The sequence below is a fragment of the Grimontia celer genome (assembly GCF_900055185.1).
GTDB classification, from domain to species: Bacteria; Pseudomonadota; Gammaproteobacteria; order Enterobacterales; family Vibrionaceae; genus Enterovibrio; species Enterovibrio celer.
Genome location: NZ_FIZX01000001.1, coordinates 1,250,653 through 1,265,339, shown reverse-complemented (window position 1 = coordinate 1,265,339; position 14,687 = coordinate 1,250,653). Strand labels below are relative to the sequence as shown.

Annotated in this window: 16 protein-coding genes; 4 read left to right on the top strand and 12 right to left on the bottom strand. The window is 47.2% G+C overall.

Annotated features, from left to right (window positions below; all coding sequences use genetic code 11):
* Window positions 1–4 precede the first annotated feature (4 nt).
* Genes GCE9029_RS05630 through GCE9029_RS05620 form a run of 3 tightly spaced genes read right to left on the bottom strand, consistent with a single transcriptional unit; the run spans window position 5 to window position 3,306 of the window.
* On the bottom strand, window positions 5–1,633 hold the full coding sequence (locus GCE9029_RS05630; protein ID WP_062661570.1) for a sensor domain-containing diguanylate cyclase: 1,629 nt from the start codon (window positions 1,631–1,633) through the stop codon (window positions 5–7).
* Entirely contained in the window at window positions 1,617–2,051 is a 435-nt protein-coding gene (locus GCE9029_RS05625; protein ID WP_082804286.1) for a type 2 periplasmic-binding domain-containing protein, read from the bottom strand. The genes GCE9029_RS05630 and GCE9029_RS05625 overlap by 17 nt, the downstream gene beginning before the upstream one ends.
* 1 nt (window position 2,052) lies before the next feature.
* On the bottom strand, window positions 2,053–3,306 hold the full coding sequence (locus tag GCE9029_RS05620; protein WP_197475324.1) for a hypothetical protein: 1,254 nt from the start codon (window positions 3,304–3,306) through the stop codon (window positions 2,053–2,055).
* 212 nt (window positions 3,307–3,518) lie between these two features.
* On the opposite strand from GCE9029_RS05620, the gene cobB reads away from it, so the two are divergent.
* Window positions 3,519–4,235, top strand: a complete 717-nt coding sequence (gene cobB, locus GCE9029_RS05615; protein ID WP_062661568.1) for a Sir2 family NAD+-dependent deacetylase — start codon at window positions 3,519–3,521, stop codon at window positions 4,233–4,235.
* A 50-nt stretch (window positions 4,236–4,285) separates the two neighbouring features.
* Here the strand turns inward: cobB and GCE9029_RS05610 are convergent, their stop codons facing one another.
* The 4 genes from GCE9029_RS05610 to potA all read right to left on the bottom strand — a co-directional run bounded on the left by GCE9029_RS05610 (window position 4,286) and on the right by potA (window position 8,172).
* Window positions 4,286–5,326: an extracellular solute-binding protein gene (locus GCE9029_RS05610; RefSeq protein WP_062661566.1), complete on the bottom strand. Its 1,041-nt coding sequence runs from the start codon at window positions 5,324–5,326 to the stop codon at window positions 4,286–4,288.
* Between the two features lie 122 nt (window positions 5,327–5,448).
* Complete coding sequence (potC, locus tag GCE9029_RS05605) at window positions 5,449–6,219, bottom strand: spermidine/putrescine ABC transporter permease PotC (RefSeq protein ID WP_002537168.1); 771 nt, start codon at window positions 6,217–6,219, stop codon at window positions 5,449–5,451.
* On the bottom strand, window positions 6,216–7,073 hold the full coding sequence (potB, locus tag GCE9029_RS05600; protein WP_192815496.1) for a spermidine/putrescine ABC transporter permease PotB: 858 nt from the start codon (window positions 7,071–7,073) through the stop codon (window positions 6,216–6,218). Before potB ends, potC begins: the two co-directional genes overlap by 4 nt.
* Window positions 7,057–8,172 carry a spermidine/putrescine ABC transporter ATP-binding protein PotA gene (potA, locus tag GCE9029_RS05595; RefSeq protein ID WP_062661563.1) on the bottom strand — a complete coding sequence of 372 codons (1,116 nt, stop codon included), beginning with the start codon at window positions 8,170–8,172 and terminating at the stop codon, window positions 7,057–7,059. Before potA ends, potB begins: the two co-directional genes overlap by 17 nt.
* A 342-nt stretch (window positions 8,173–8,514) precedes the next feature.
* On the opposite strand from potA, the gene GCE9029_RS05590 reads away from it, so the two are divergent.
* The 3 genes from GCE9029_RS05590 to GCE9029_RS05580 are packed head-to-tail and all read left to right on the top strand — an operon-like array spanning window position 8,515 to window position 10,739.
* Entirely contained in the window at window positions 8,515–9,324 is an 810-nt protein-coding gene (locus GCE9029_RS05590) for a DUF2189 domain-containing protein (protein ID WP_062661561.1), read from the top strand.
* The gene (locus GCE9029_RS05585) at window positions 9,325–10,098 is read left to right on the top strand and encodes a glucosaminidase domain-containing protein (protein WP_062661559.1); all 774 of its coding nucleotides are present in this window, start codon (window positions 9,325–9,327) and stop codon (window positions 10,096–10,098) included. It abuts the gene before it with no gap.
* Complete coding sequence (locus GCE9029_RS05580; RefSeq protein WP_062661557.1) at window positions 10,095–10,739, top strand: DUF2987 domain-containing protein; 645 nt, start codon at window positions 10,095–10,097, stop codon at window positions 10,737–10,739. Before GCE9029_RS05585 ends, GCE9029_RS05580 begins: the two co-directional genes overlap by 4 nt.
* A 62-nt stretch (window positions 10,740–10,801) precedes the next feature.
* Here the strand turns inward: GCE9029_RS05580 and ttcA are convergent, their stop codons facing one another.
* The 5 genes from ttcA to ccoS all read right to left on the bottom strand — a co-directional run bounded on the left by ttcA (window position 10,802) and on the right by ccoS (window position 14,683).
* Window positions 10,802–11,728 (bottom strand): tRNA 2-thiocytidine(32) synthetase TtcA, encoded by a 927-nt coding sequence (gene ttcA / locus GCE9029_RS05575; RefSeq protein ID WP_062661555.1) that lies wholly within the window; start codon window positions 11,726–11,728, stop codon window positions 10,802–10,804.
* Between the two features lie 190 nt (window positions 11,729–11,918).
* Window positions 11,919–12,869 (bottom strand): universal stress protein UspE, encoded by a 951-nt coding sequence (gene uspE, locus GCE9029_RS05570; protein ID WP_062661553.1) that lies wholly within the window; start codon window positions 12,867–12,869, stop codon window positions 11,919–11,921.
* 141 nt (window positions 12,870–13,010) lie between these two features.
* A complete protein-coding gene (gene fnr / locus GCE9029_RS05565; protein ID WP_062661551.1) occupies window positions 13,011–13,754 on the bottom strand; it encodes a fumarate/nitrate reduction transcriptional regulator Fnr in 744 nt (247 codons plus the stop codon).
* Window positions 13,755–13,820: 66 nt separating this feature from the next.
* Window positions 13,821–14,492 carry a sulfite exporter TauE/SafE family protein gene (locus GCE9029_RS05560; RefSeq protein ID WP_062661548.1) on the bottom strand — a complete coding sequence of 224 codons (672 nt, stop codon included), beginning with the start codon at window positions 14,490–14,492 and terminating at the stop codon, window positions 13,821–13,823.
* Window positions 14,492–14,683 carry a cbb3-type cytochrome oxidase assembly protein CcoS gene (ccoS, locus tag GCE9029_RS05555; RefSeq protein ID WP_062661546.1) on the bottom strand — a complete coding sequence of 64 codons (192 nt, stop codon included), beginning with the start codon at window positions 14,681–14,683 and terminating at the stop codon, window positions 14,492–14,494. Before ccoS ends, GCE9029_RS05560 begins: the two co-directional genes overlap by 1 nt.
* Between the last annotated feature and the right edge of the window lie 4 nt (window positions 14,684–14,687).

Below are 14,687 nucleotides of genomic sequence, written 5' to 3'. Positions count from 1 at the left end.
GAGACTATCGATTTGCTGATGCTGTCGCTTCTTCTGCCTGATAAAAGCGGAAGAAGTTTTTGCCATTGTTTTTCACGTAATACATCGCTTCATCAGCCTGCTCGATAAGCGCACTGATGGCTTCGTCGTTGTCAGGGTATACGCTGATACCGATACTTGAACCCACGCATGCAGTTTGCTCGTGGCCGATTTCAACGGGTAGGGCGATTTGGAATTGAAGATCTGAGGCAATATCTGACACCGCTGTTTCGTAATTTGGGTTATATGAGAAGCCAATCAAGAACTCATCACCGCCCCAGCGAGCTACCACATCAGAACCGCGGAAGAATTGCTTGATTCGATTGGCGACCTCAATGATCACCTTGTCTCCGGCATCATGGCCGTAAGTGTCGTTTACGTGCTTGAAGCCATCAAGATCGATCATAAGCACAGCAAACTTACGTTGTTTCTTATCAGCTTCTTGAAGCGATACTTCCAACTTAGCCATACCAGCACGACGGTTCAGAAGCTGAGTGATAGGGTCGTGTTCCGCCTCATAAATAATGTTCTGCTCACGCTCGGCACGTTCTGTGATGTCATAGAGAACAACTTCAAGCAAGCTGTCATCTGGATTGTTAATGTCTTCGACTTTCGAGAACAGGCAGTGTACCCAACGGTCTGCAGCACGGACCTTATGTTTGAGCTGAATATCCATGGCGCTGAACTGGTTGCCAGGCTTAAGCCAGAACTCTTCAATGAATTCTTTGATTTCGGCAGGATCATTGAAGTAACCCGTGAAGTCTGTTTTTGAGAATCGGTCGGTATCGACAATAAAAGTCTGGCCGAGCAATCTCAGCAGCGCGGGGTTCGCAACAATAAGTTGGTTTCCAGAGTCAATCAGACCAATACCTGCGCTCGCTCTCTCAAAGATAAAACGGAACTTTTTGGATAGATTTTCGGTTTCAGAACGCAGATCCCGCTCGTTATCTATTTGGTTGTTTACTGCATCGAGCAAGCCATTAATGTCGCTGACTAAAGCTCCGATTTCATTTTCTTTATGACCGACAGGAACTTCGATTCGGGTAGTGTCACCAGGCGTGATGATGTGGAAGCGGTTAGCGATGTTTTTCATCGGTTCCGTCAGGATTCGGTTGACGATAATGAGTGTCAGCAACGCGATAATCACGGAATAGAAAACCAATACAATGACCTGAATTTTCGCCAATGATATCGCATTATTTTCGATGTACCTTTGATTTGGGTAAACCAGCAGATCGCCGACAAATTCATTCTCATCGAAAGGCGAGACAATAGGGAAGATAATGGCAGTGTCGGCTTGGTCTAAATCGCTGTTACCCGAAAAAGAAGCAGAAAGGCCGTCCTGACTCGTCAGGCGCGCAGCCGAGATAATATCATTCGCTTCTAGCCCTCGTAGCACTTCTTCCGCCAGTTCTTTATTGCCCAAATACATAGCAATAGAAGCGGTTTGTTCAATAGTTGTGATGACTTGCTTGATTTGACTACGTGAGCGGTCGACTTCCTGATGGTAAGAAATGTAGAACCAAGTGATAGAAGCGAAGATCGAGAAAAGGAATGCGCCGGTGGCAACACCCGTTGCAACCCGAATGTGAATGCGTTTATTGAGAATCTTCAAATCTATATACCACTTTTAAACCATCAACCAAGTCGGCTTCGTTGATATACGCAATTGCATTCTTGTTGTCTTTCACCAAGGCAATGACGTCATCAGGCGAACGTACAGTTTGTGGAGGCTCAGACTTTCCAGTGAAGAGTAATCTTGCCCAATAGGCATTGACCTGTGCTGCTGACTTGCCCACCAACATACGATAGAACAGCTCTCGCTCTTGGCTGCGCTCAGGTAAATCTGTCGTGTCCGCTGATTCTCCGTTTGGATAGGAGTTGTAGCGGCCCATGTATAAGTCCACCAACTGGCGTGAAGAGAGGGCACTGAGTGGGTTTTCTGCATTTACAACCACTACCAATTCTGCACGGGCTCCGGAAGACCATGCTAGCCATGTTAATGTGAGTAGTGCTAATACAAATCTTTTCATATCAGAACACGAAACTCAGGCTAATGGAGATGGTATCGATATGGTCAGGAACAGGCGCTGTGAGGCCCTGTTCGTCAACTGACCAACCGCCGATTCGGTTGTTGTTCAACCAGGTTCTTTCAAATTGTCCTTTCAGTGACAGTTGTGAATTGATGTCATAACGCGCCCCGATACCGATGGTTTCTTGATCGATAACCCTTGCATCGAGGTTTCCTTTAATCAGTGCATATGCGCCGCCTATTTGCGGATTGGAGAGTAAGGCTGTTGGTGGCGCCTCTAACTCATAGATTTCGCCAACGGATTTAGCCTTTGACGCAAACCCATAAACAGTGAGGTCGTTAATTGTTCTTCCCACGCTGGTATAGCCAGCAGCAAGGTCGGGGAAGAATGGCCAATCTGCATCGGTATAACTCAATTCAGTCTGGATGTTCCAATCTCCAGTTTCGTATTGAGCACCCAGCGAATAGTAATAGAACCGGGTGTTTTCGAATTCAAAGTCTTGTAGCGAGCTTTGAAGAGATGGCCAAGCCTGGAAAATGGATGGATTTGATGATGAATTAGTGATCAGTGTTGTCGCTGGGTTGCCCTCATCGACCTTTGCGGTCGCTGCAGAACCCGAAAGTATCCATTGGTCGGTAAAGTAACTCAGCTTTGTTCCTATGAGTGGTGACAGTGTCACCTCATAGGATTCATAAATCGTATTTATCGATACATCTGACTGACCGCCGAAGACTTTTGCTTCAATCACACCATTCCCGAGTGGTGTGGTGTAAGCAATATCGCCACCATTAAGGCTAGTAACAGGGATGTTGGCGTAAAAGTCTGTGATGGGCTTTGTCCACAGATAAGCAAAACCCACATCGCGGTATTCTGACAGCATGTAAATCGGAGTAGCGATGCGTCCAACTCTGACGGTCACATCAGGAGATACTTTGTAGCGAAGAAAGGCCCAGGTGATGCTCTTGTTAAGATCGTTTTCGATACGATCCTGAACGACTCCTTGAATCACAAAGTCCCAATCGTCGGAGAGGCTGGCGTTGAGCTGTAAACCTACAGATGAGCCTGCTTCTAGGCTCCATTCATCAAAAACGCCTTCTTTGGTTAGGTCATAAACGAAACCAAACTTTTCGGTTCCCGAATGAATAGCAGAAATATTACCAAACCCGCTAAGCTGCACGAGCTCCCCAGCTTCAGTGTTTACTGAAACCAGCGCCGTGATCGAGGCAGCAAGTAAAGAGAGTTTGAGTCGTTGCAAGTGTCAGTTCCGATTCATGTTTGGGACACTTATTAAATATAAGACATATTTCGGATTTCTCTCGTTAAATGCTGTTTTATGTAGGATTTCGACCATGGTCTAGTCCCGCTGAGCTGTTTTGCCAATACCAACAGTGATATAAAGGTTTAAAGCGCATATAAATCCAACACAGTAAAAGCGCGTAGGAATCACTGCCAGAAAGGAAGCTCAATATGCAATTCCCCTATAAAAACATCGTCATACTAACGGGGGCAGGTATCTCGGCAGAGTCGGGGATCCGGACCTTCAGGGCTCAAGACGGGTTATGGGAAGAGCATCACATCGAGGATGTTGCGACGCCTGAAGGTTTCGCAAGAAACCCAGCATTAGTTCAAACCTTCTACAACCAACGCAGAAGACAATTGCAGTCAGGCGTTGCGCCGAACGCAGCTCACGAAGCGCTGGCAAAGCTAGAGCAGGATTTGGAAGGCTCAGTCACTGTGGTTACGCAAAACATCGACAACCTGCACGAGAGAGCTGGCAGTCAAAATATCATTCATATGCACGGGGAACTGCTGAAAGCCCGTTGCAGTGGCTCAAACCAAGTATTGGATTGGAAGGACGACATTATGGTCGATGATTTATGCCATTGCTGCCAAATGCCATCGTCCATGAGGCCACATGTCGTCTGGTTTGGTGAAATGCCACTTGATATGGACAAGATCCATACCGCCTTGGTAGAAGCAGACCTGTTTATTTCGATTGGAACGTCGGGCTCTGTTTATCCTGCTGCCGGGTTTGTACACGAAGCGGCGATTAATGGCGCGAGAACGATTGAAGTCAACCTGGAACCGAGTGCGGTAGAAAGTGAATTTGATGAAAAGCGCTATGGAAAGGCGAGCGTTTTGGTTCCGGAGCTGGTTGAAGAGATTCTTGCACTGCAAGATTGAGCTGGTTTCAAATGAGTGACAAAAAGCGGCCAGTGGCCGCTTTTTGTGTGTTATTGACCCGCTTTCAGCTTCTGGAAGTATTCTTCATAAAGCACATTCGCTTCGCCAACTGAGCTTTGCCACTCACCTTTCTCCATCACATCTTGTGGTGGGTAGATGCTTGGATCATCTTTGAATGCTTTCGGCAGGAGAGGGTACGCTGCTTTAACCGGTGTTGGGTAACCGATTTCGATAGCCAGTTTCGCTGCATTCTCAGGAAGTAGCAGGAAGTCGATCATCTTGTGTGCAGCGTCCACGTTTTTCGCTGTCGCTGGGATCGCAAGGCTATCCATCCAGAAAATCGCGCCTTCTTCTGGCCATACGATGTCGACGGGTGCGCCTTCGCTACGAGCGATGTAAGCAGAACCGTTCCAAAGCATACCCAGTGCCACTTCGCCAGCCATGTAAGGGTTTGCTGGGAAGTCTGAGTTGAACACCAGCACGTTTGGCATAATCTTCTTCAGCTCTTCGTAAGCCGCTTTGATTTCTTCCGGGTTGGTGGTGTTAGCCGAGTAGCCGAGTTTGGTCAGCGCGATGTGGAAGAACTCACGGGCATCATCCATCATCAGCAATTGGCCTTCATACTCTGGGTTCCAAAGGTCTGCCCAAGCATGTACTGAGTCTTTTTCAACGAAGTCCGTGTTTACACCGATACCGGTTGCACCCCAGATATACGGGATAGAGTATTGGTTATCTGGGTCAAACGGCTTGTTCAGGTTGTTTGGATCAAGGCCGTCGAAGTGGCTGAGTTTGCTTTTATCGATTTTTTGCAGCATGCCTTCGTCGCGCATCTTCTTCACATAGTAAGTCGATGGCACAACCAAGTCGTAACCTTCAGGGTGTGTTTTCAATTTGGCGTACATGCTTTCATTTGACTCGTAGGTTGAGTAAATGACTTTGATGCCAGTTTCCTCTGTGAACTGCTCAAGCACTTCGGTAGGAATGTATTCAGACCAGTTGTAGAAGTAGAGCTCTTCTTCTGCAATCGCAGCGTGAGAGAAAAGAGAGAAGGACAACGCGCTTCCCAGCACAAACTTAGACCAGGGTTTCATCGACAACTCCTGTAGTTTTTCATTGGTATTATTGAGAATAACGGGTGGTTCAAGCCATCCGTGACTGAAAAATGCGAAAACAACAGAGGGGAGCAACCTTCAAGATTGCTCCCTTCGTATCATTATCGCACTTTGTCGCGTGCCAGCATTTGAGAGCAAATGACCAGCACGAGAGAGACGATAAGCATCAGCGTCGCCAGAGCATTCACTTCCGGAGAAACGCCAACCTTAACCATTGAGTAGATTTTCAGTGGCAAGATTTCATAGCTTGGACCCGTCACGAACGAACTAACAATGACGTCGTCCAAAGACAGGGTAAAGCTTAACAACCAGCCTGCAGCAACGGCAGGTGCAGCCAGAGGCAGAATGATTTTCGTCAGAATCGTCCACTCACTCGCAGCTAAGTCTTTCGCTGCTTCAAGCATACGTGCATCAAAACCATTCAGTCGGCTGTAAACCGTCACAACAACAAACGGCAGACAGAAAGTGATGTGTGACAGCAACAGGGTCAGGAAACCCAGTTGTGCGCCCATCAGCACGAACAGCGCTAACAGAGAGATTGCCATCACGATGTCAGGAGACATCATTACCACGAACAGCATGCCATTCACGAAGCCTTTACCGCGGAAGCGATAGCGGAACAGAGCAACGGCAGTCAGACTGCCGATAACCGCCGCTGCGGTTGCAGAAAACACGGCAATGGTCAGTGAGTTCCACGCCGCCTGCACCAGGCTGTCGTTATTCAAAAGCAGGGTGTACCACTTAGTGGTAAAACCTTTCCACTCCATACCGAATTTACTTTCGTTAAACGAGTTAACGATAAGAATGACGATAGGGATGTATAAGAACGCATAGACCAGCGACATAAAGCTGGTACGGAAAAACTTACTCATTCCAGCTCTACCTTCTTGTTAATCAGTTTGCCAACACGCCAGTAGGCGAACAGCATGAGACCCATCAATACAGTCAGGGAAATACTCGCTGCTGAACCAAACGGCCAGTCACGAACATTGAGGATCTGACTCTTGATGACGTTACCAATCAACAGGTTCTTCGCGCCGCCCAACAGGTCAGATACGTAGAACATACCCAGTGCTGGAAGCAGAACTAGAAGACAGCCAGCAATGATGCCCGGCATGGTCAAAGGCAAAATAACTTTGATAAATGCCTGAAGCTTACTTGCGCCTAAGTCTTTCGCGGCCTCGAGGTAGCTGTTGTCCAGCTTCTCGATGCTTGAGTAAAGCGGCAGAATCATAAATGGCAGCAGGATATAAACCAGGCCAATCATCACCGCATACTCGGTGTACATAATGCGTAATGGCTTGTCGATAATGCCCAGCGTCAGCAGGCCTTCGTTAAGCAAACCACGGGTACCCAGGAAAATTTTCAGGCCGTACGTACGGATCAGCGAGTTAGTCCAGAAAGGAATAATCACCATAAACAGCATCACAGGACGCCATTTCACTGGCATGCGCGCAATAATGTACGCAAACGGGTAACCAATCAGCAAACAGAGCAGGGTAGCAATGGCTGCCATATAGAATGAATGCCAAACCACCTTTGCGTAGAGCGGGTCCATCAACTTGGCGTAGTTGCTCAAGGTGAAGGTCATCTCAATCAGGTTTGCGTCATCGCGGGTCAGGAAGCTGGTGACAATAATCATCAGGTTCGGGATAAACACGAACAGCAGCAACCAACCTACAATCACGCCAATGATGGCGTTTTGGAGATTAAGCTTCTTCATCAGGCAGTACCACTTCCCAGCTTTCAACCCAGGTAATCGCGACTTTCTGATCCAATGAGTGGTCTACATCTGGATCGTCTTCATTGAAGAACTCGCTGACCATGACTGACATGCCAGATTCCAGCTCAAGCACTGAATCCAGCGTCATGCCCTTGTAGTTGCGTTCGCGAACATAACCAACGATACCGTTGCCTGTGTCTGCAGCTTCGATTTCTTCGATGCGCAGATCTTCAGGGCGAAGCAGAACTTTCACGCGGTCACCCGCTTTGACGTCTAACTTACAGTAAACCTGACACTCACGGCCTTCGATGGTCGCGGTAATACGCAGCTCATCGATGCGCGAGATGACATCTGCATCGAACACGTTGATTTCGCCAATGAAGCGCGCAACGAACAGGTTTGCAGGCTCTTCGTAGATTTCACGAGGGGTGCCATCTTGGACCACTTCACCTGACTTCATCACGATGATGCGGTCAGACATCGACAGGGCTTCTTCCTGATCGTGAGTAACGAAGATGAAAGTAATACCAAGTTTACGCTGGAGCTGTTTCAGTTCCATCTGCATTTGTTTACGCAGTTTGTAATCCAGCGCAGAGAGCGATTCGTCCAACAGCAATACTTTAGGTTTGTTCACCACAGCACGCGCGATAGCAACACGCTGTTGCTGGCCACCAGAAAGCTGGTGAGGTTTGCGAGGGGCGAATTGCTCGAGTTGAACCATGCGAAGTGCTTCCATCACACGAGGTTCGATTTCACTTTCAGCGACTTTCTGCATGCGCAGGCCGAAAGCAACGTTGTCGAACACAGTCATGTGTGGGAACAGCGCATAGCTCTGGAATACGGTATTTACATGACGTTGTTCTGCGGGGATAGCAGTAACGTCCTGCTCATCGATGATAATTTGGCCATCGTCTGCATCTTCAAGACCAGCAATCAAACGAAGTACTGTGGTCTTGCCACAACCTGACGGACCTAGAATGGTTAAAAACTCACCGTTGTTAATTTCAAGATCGAAGTTTGAGATGATCTCTTTGCCATCGAAGCTCTTACGCAGTCCTTTCAGCTGGACAACGGGTTTTTTAATTGGTTGTGTTGCGTTCAATTCTACTCTCACTCCTTACACCGCGGGCGATTAGCTAAGTAAAAATTCCCCTAAAAATAGACGGCGCATGATAGACGTGCGAACCATGAAGTTAAAGCGTTTTTTTATGTTTTATCGGCAATTTTTCGCCCAGAAATTGACGCGGTATCGGAAATTGTAGAAACCGCGAGCAAATACGATTCTTGTGACCTGCGTCGATAAATTGGAGACGGAGGCGTTCGGTAGTATAGACCGTTAATGTGAGGCCTAAAAATGCGACACCTTGAGACGTGTTCAAAAAATATCACCTATAACTTTAAGAGTGGGGAAATTTCTTAGGCTAAAGACAAAAGTTACTTTGCTATGAATAAACAACAGTTGAGCAACGCACTTCACGTTGGCGGCACCTTAGAAAATGCGCTGAGCGGTAACTACAACTTAAGTGCTTCCAGTGTGGTTCAGGAAGCCGTGAAGCTGACACAGAAGCATTTTTGGCAGTTCTTGCCAGCTACCGTCGTTTTGACCATTGCGCACATTCTGATTTTTCTGGTGGCGCTGACCATTATGAATGGCACGCCTTATTCGGTGATGGAAGCCTTCATAGGTAAACAGCAGATGACGCCTGATCTTATGGCATCAGCGCGGATTGCTGTTTTTGCAGCGACAGTTCTGTCAGCGCCCCTTTATGCAGGGGCAAGCTTGATGGGGCTGAGTCATGCTATTGGGTTTAGAACCAAGCCAAGGCATATCATCAAAGGTCTGGCTTATGCACTCGCTGTAACGCTGGCCATGAGCTTTATCAATGCTCTGCAAAGCTTCAGCAGTCAGTTGATACCGCTGTTGGGTATTTTCCTCGGTATCACCTTTTCTATGACCATTTTGTTGATCTGTGAAAAGCGCCTTCGGCCGGTAGAGGCGATGATCGTTTCATTTAGGGCGATTATCAAAAAACTGATACCATTGACGCTGGTTTACATCGTCATTGCTATCCTGTTCGTCTTTTCTTATGCAACGGCAGGTTTGGCGTTGGTTTGGGCGTTGCCATTTATGTTCAATGTGAAGGGCGTGCTTTACCGCGAAATGTTCGGTGTTGGTATTGAAGTGACCGTGTCACAAGAAGGGGATGATGACTCTTCTTCTGATGATGGCAATAAAGAGGTGTTCAACGCTTAAATGAAGCTTTCCTATGCTGTATTGGCTTCGGCTCTATTTCTTTCAGCGTGTAGCGACGCACCACAAACTCCTCTCACTGTAGACAAACTACAACCGGCTTCTCCACCACCTTCAATGGTCGAGAAGCCTGATTTTGCTTCCTACAAAATTGTTGATGAGAAAAAGAAAGCGTTTGTGGCTTTTATGAAACCTGGCATCAGCTATATCAACGGACTGATCGAGAACGCACGCACGCGGCTCATTGGACTGGAAAATGGCAAAACGCTAACGGATGAAGACGAGGCATTCCTTGCCCGTGTAGCCGAGTTGTTTAATCTGCCACTTCCAGAAGCAGGCGCGGACAAAAAATGGTATCAAGAAGCCCTCAAGCGTGTGGATGTGATACCTGCAGATCTTGTTTTAACTCAGGCAGCTAAAGAATCTGGGTGGGGCACATCACGCTTTGCCCGCGAAGGAAATAACTACTTTGGACAGTGGTGTTACACTTCTGGCTGCGGCATGGTGCCAAGTGCACGCTCGCAGGGTAAAACCCACGAAGTCGCCGTGTTCAAAGACACTTATCATTCAATCCGCGCGTATTTTCTGAACGTCAACCGCAACAAAGCATATGCTGAGTTACGTAATATCCGTGCTGACCTGAGAAAATCAGGTGAACCGATTTCCGGCGTTGCTTTGGCTAACGGATTGAAAAGCTATTCTGAGCGCGGTCAAGCTTATGTCGATGAAGTGCAAAGCATGATTCGATACAACGAAAAGTATTGGAGCCAAGGATGATTAAAGGACTTACGGCTGTCTTGCTGGCAGCTGTAATTTCATCACCGGTTGCTGCGGCGCAGGTGAAGTTCAGTTATAGCAAGCTGTATACCCAGCTAAAACATAACTATGGTGAAAACCATCCAGACGTGAAGATTGGATATTTTATGGTCTCTCCCTCAACAGGAGCGACTTGCCAAATCACCAAAGCCTGGATGACCAAGAAAGAGCATTACGAAGAGTTTGATATCCCGGCTTCGCAAGAACTGCCTCTACCCATTGATAACCACCTGCGTAAAGTGAATCCGGATGTGTTTATTGAAACGGCGGGTGATCAGGCTTGTGATATTTCATTCCAGGTCCTGGCAAAGAACAGTTTTGGTACTGAGGTGACAGAAGAAGAGGTCAGTAATCTTGTTCCTCAAATGACGACTATGATGCAGGATTTAGGCGGCATGTTTGCTTCATGGTTTATGCCCGAAGTGGAAGGGGTAACTGTTCATTTTGCTGATACCCTACCTGAGCTGAAAACGTCTGAGGGTCGTATAATCAACGTGGAAGGTAAAGTTGCTGTTATCCGCGCTGATGAATTGAAAAGTGGAGAGCGTGTCTTCTTTCCTGAAGCTCCATTGAAAGTCACACCATGGATTCCGCAAAGTTAATGGCGGAATACCAAAAATCAAAAAGCCCGCAATCGCGGGCTTTTTTGTATCTATTGCTACGCTTAGTTGACCTGAACAACGTCCAGCTTCATTGATGGGTCAAATTCAACCACGTCATCTTCTGAGGGCTGTGTATCACTGAACTGCTCTTTATCGAAAGCAGTATCACCACCGTTGATCACGCCAGAGTCTTTGTCGATGCTCTTAAAGTCAAACAGTTCGAAGTCTGCCAAATGTGATGGCACCACATTTTGCATGGCACGGAACATGGTTTCGATGCGGCCAGGGAAACGGCGGTCCCAGTCGCGAAGCATTTCTTTGATCACCTGACGTTGCAGGTTTGGCTGCGAACCACAAAGGTTACAAGGAATAATCGGGAACTCGGCTGCTTCGGCATATCGCTCGATATCTTTCTCACGGCAATATGCCAGCGGACGAATAACCACGTGTTCACCGTTGTCAGAAACCAGTTTAGGTGGCATGCCTTTCATCTTGCCGCCGTAGAACATGTTCAGGAATAGCGTTTCCAGTATGTCGTCACGGTGGTGACCGAGTGCAATCTTGGTTGCGCCCAGTTCTTTAGCCGTGCGGTAAAGAATACCGCGACGCAGGCGAGAACATAGCGAACAGGTGGTTTTACCCTCTGGTACTTTGTCTTTAACAATCGAGTAGGTGTCTTCTTCTACAATCTTGTACTCAACGCCAAGATCGTCAAGATACTCAGGCAGCACGTGCTCAGGGAAACCTGGTTGCTTTTGATCCAGGTTTACTGCAATAAGTTCAAAAGAAATCGGTGCGCTTTTCTGCAGGCTTTGCAGGATTTCAAGCATGGTGTAGCTGTCTTTACCGCCACTCAGACAAACCATGATACGGTCGCCATCTTCAATCATGTTGAAGTCAGCAATGGCTTGGCCGACGTTACGGCGAATACGCTTTTGCAACTTATTCTGGTTGTACTTTTGTGCTTTCGTGATTTCTTGATTCGACATTTGTGCCTCTAAATTTTCTCTACGCGATCAAGCCAGCCAATGGCATATGGTGATGGCACATCGCTCCTCGATGCGAAGGTTAGGCGCGTATGATACGGATTTCGTGGCAGGATGCCAGTGTCGAAGGGAAATAGACTTAAAGTCATGGACAAAGAAAAAGCGCCTTTCGGCGCTTTTCAAAATTATCCTCTTAGCCCAAGCCAACATTGGGTGCCAGCGGGCTGACATAGCCATCAGGTTTTATCGCTAATACATCGCAATTGAGCTGATCGATAGTGTGCTCGGCAGTATTACCAATAAAGATCGCTGACAAACCAACACGACCTGTTGTCCCTAGAATCACGAGTTCGGCGTCCAATTCTTTGGCAACGGCCGGAATAACATCCTCCGGCAAGCCTTCCATACAGAAGGTTTGTTCTTCATCAATGCTGTGTTTTTGGCGCAGCGCTTTCATTTGGAGAAGGTGATGGCCTCTGACTGCATCGGTGTAGGATGCTGGATCAAACTCTGGAAGTTCTATAGTGACATTCACCGGTGTAGCGGGATAAGCATTGACCAGATTGACTTCTGCAGTGAGAAGTTTGCTCATGGCTTTCGCTTCATCGATGAGTTTGTCGTTGAGCGGTTCATGGGTTTCATTCTCAGACGAAACATTCACTGCTGTAAGTATTTTGCCGTTTTCAGGCCAGCTATGCTCTTTGACTAAAAGCACCGGACAAGGACACTTACGCAGCAAATGCCAGTCGGTTGGGGTAAAGATTAATGAGCCTAGTTTATCGTGTTGGTGGGTCGCTTTGATCAATAGGTCATGGTCGCCATCAAACACCTTGGCGATCATGCTTTCATAAGGGCGATTATGCCAGACAACGTGTTTAACGATGTCGAGTCCTTCAGACGCATTTTGCTCAACAACTGAATCTATCCACTCTTCACGCTGTTTAAGCACACCTGCACGCATTGCCTGACGTTCTTCTGCTGACAACATTGAAGTCATCTCATACGAAAAGTCATAGATAGCAAGGAACAGAGTGATTTTTACAGGCGCAGAGGATTTCCTAGCGATGTCCATCGCACGGGAGAGAGCAGGTTGTTCTTCGTGGTCGGGATCGATAGCGACGAGCAAGTTGGTATATCTGTTCATAACAACCTCCAGCTTAGTGATGCCGATACTTTAATTTAACCTATTGTGGCAGGATGTTGCGATAAATTCAGATAGATAAAACCAAAAAAAGAGAAATGGCGCGTATAGCGCCATTTCGATATTTAGGTTTAGGGCAGGTAATTACTTGGATACGCCTGCTAAACGGCTCAGTTCTTCGTGATCAAGAATCGTGATGTACTTGCCTTTTACGCTCAGCATGCCGCTTTTCTGGAAACGGCCCAACAGACGGCTGATAGTTTCAACGGTCAAACCAAGGTAGTTACCGATATCACCGCGTGTCATGGTCAGGCGGAACTCTTTAGCTGAGAAACCACGTGCTGAGAAGCGGGTAGACAGGCTGTGAAGGAATGCAGCGAGGCGCTCTTCGGCATTCTTCTTGGAAAGAAGCAGGATCATTTCCTGGTCGCCTTTAATTTCACTACTCATCAAACGCATGATTTGCTGACGCAGTTTAGGCATTTTGCCAGAAAGGTCATCCAGAATTTCGAATGGGATTTCACAAACCATTGATGTTTCCAACGCCTGAGCAAAGCTAGGGTGGGACATATGGTTAATGGCATCAAAACCAACAAGGTCACCGGCTAGGTGGAAAGCCGTAATTTGTTCGTCACCTTGCTCTGTAATGGTGTAGCTCTTGATAGTGCCAGAGCGAATAGCATACAGAGAACGAAGTTGATCACCTGCTTGGAACAATGGCTGACCTTTTTGAATCGGCTTTTTACGCTCGATAATTTGGTCAAGCTGATTCAGCTCACTCTCGCTTAACGTAAATGGAATACAAAGCTGACTGATGCTGCAGTCCTGACAATGGATTGCGCAACCACCAGATTGAACACGTTTAGTAGGAATTTTGTCTTGAATCATGAGCCTGCTTAGCCAAATTGATTTGAGTCAATATTTTACCATTTCCGGAAGAGAAAGCGAGACTTACTACAACTGATTGTATACAGAATAAGCGGTAATAATTCCGTACATTAGAAGTATCAAAGATGAGAACCTCCGAAATATCAGATTGTTAAGAAGATTCTTTGTTGCCTCTGCAGCAGTACCGACCAAAAGCATTGCAGGAAGGGTTCCTAAACCAAATGCGACCATTATCAACAATCCATCTAGTGCATTTCCGGCCACTGCTGCCCAGCTCAGAGCAGAATAAACCAGCCCGCACGGCAACCAGCCCCACAACATACCAAACGGCAGGGCCGCGAAGGGGGAGCGCAATGGAAGTAACTTAGTGGAAAGTGGTGAAAGGCGCTTCCAAAGCAGTTGGCCCACTTTCTCCACATAAGCAAGGCCATTCCAGAACCGACCAATATACAAAGCGAGCAAAATCATCATGATAGCTGCAGCTAACCTTAGCCAAAGCAGTTGTTGAGTGATTTGAGTTACACCAACAACACCTGCTACCAATCCACCGGCAATCGCACCAATCAAGCCATAAGAAAGCAGGCGGCCACCATTGTAGAAAAGAAGGAAAGGGAGCTTATGTTGATTCTGGGGAGTACCCATGGAAACAGCAGCAGCGACACCGCCACACATACCTAAACAATGGCCTGCACCAAGCAGGCCAACCGTAAAAGCAGCAATGAGATCACTGAAGGGCATTATTTTTGTTCCGACGAGGTGTCGCTCGGCTTCTTTGATGGGGGTGTTGACTCATCCTCATCAAGAAGAATATTCATACCTTGTCTTTCCAAATCTTCAAATTGCTCAGATTTTACCGCCCAGATAAAAATACCAACGGCGACACAGACAAGAACAATAGCGATGGGGATGAGAATATAGAGACTTTCCAAATCG

Coding starts and splice junctions, on each gene's coding strand:
- GCE9029_RS05590 (WP_062661561.1), top strand. CDS start 8,515: ATGAATAAACAACAGTTGAGCAACGCACTTCACGTTGGCGGCACCTTA.
- cobB (WP_062661568.1), top strand. CDS start 3,519: ATGCAATTCCCCTATAAAAACATCGTCATACTAACGGGGGCAGGTATC.
- potC (WP_002537168.1), bottom strand. CDS start 6,219: ATGAGTAAGTTTTTCCGTACCAGCTTTATGTCGCTGGTCTATGCGTTC.
- GCE9029_RS05585 (WP_062661559.1), top strand. CDS start 9,325: ATGAAGCTTTCCTATGCTGTATTGGCTTCGGCTCTATTTCTTTCAGCG.
- uspE (WP_062661553.1), bottom strand. CDS start 12,869: ATGAACAGATATACCAACTTGCTCGTCGCTATCGATCCCGACCACGAA.
- GCE9029_RS05580 (WP_062661557.1), top strand. CDS start 10,095: ATGATTAAAGGACTTACGGCTGTCTTGCTGGCAGCTGTAATTTCATCA.
- ttcA (WP_062661555.1), bottom strand. CDS start 11,728: ATGTCGAATCAAGAAATCACGAAAGCACAAAAGTACAACCAGAATAAG.
- GCE9029_RS05560 (WP_062661548.1), bottom strand. CDS start 14,492: ATGCCCTTCAGTGATCTCATTGCTGCTTTTACGGTTGGCCTGCTTGGT.
- fnr (WP_062661551.1), bottom strand. CDS start 13,754: ATGATTCAAGACAAAATTCCTACTAAACGTGTTCAATCTGGTGGTTGC.
- GCE9029_RS05610 (WP_062661566.1), bottom strand. CDS start 5,326: ATGAAACCCTGGTCTAAGTTTGTGCTGGGAAGCGCGTTGTCCTTCTCT.
- GCE9029_RS05625 (WP_082804286.1), bottom strand. CDS start 2,051: ATGAAAAGATTTGTATTAGCACTACTCACATTAACATGGCTAGCATGG.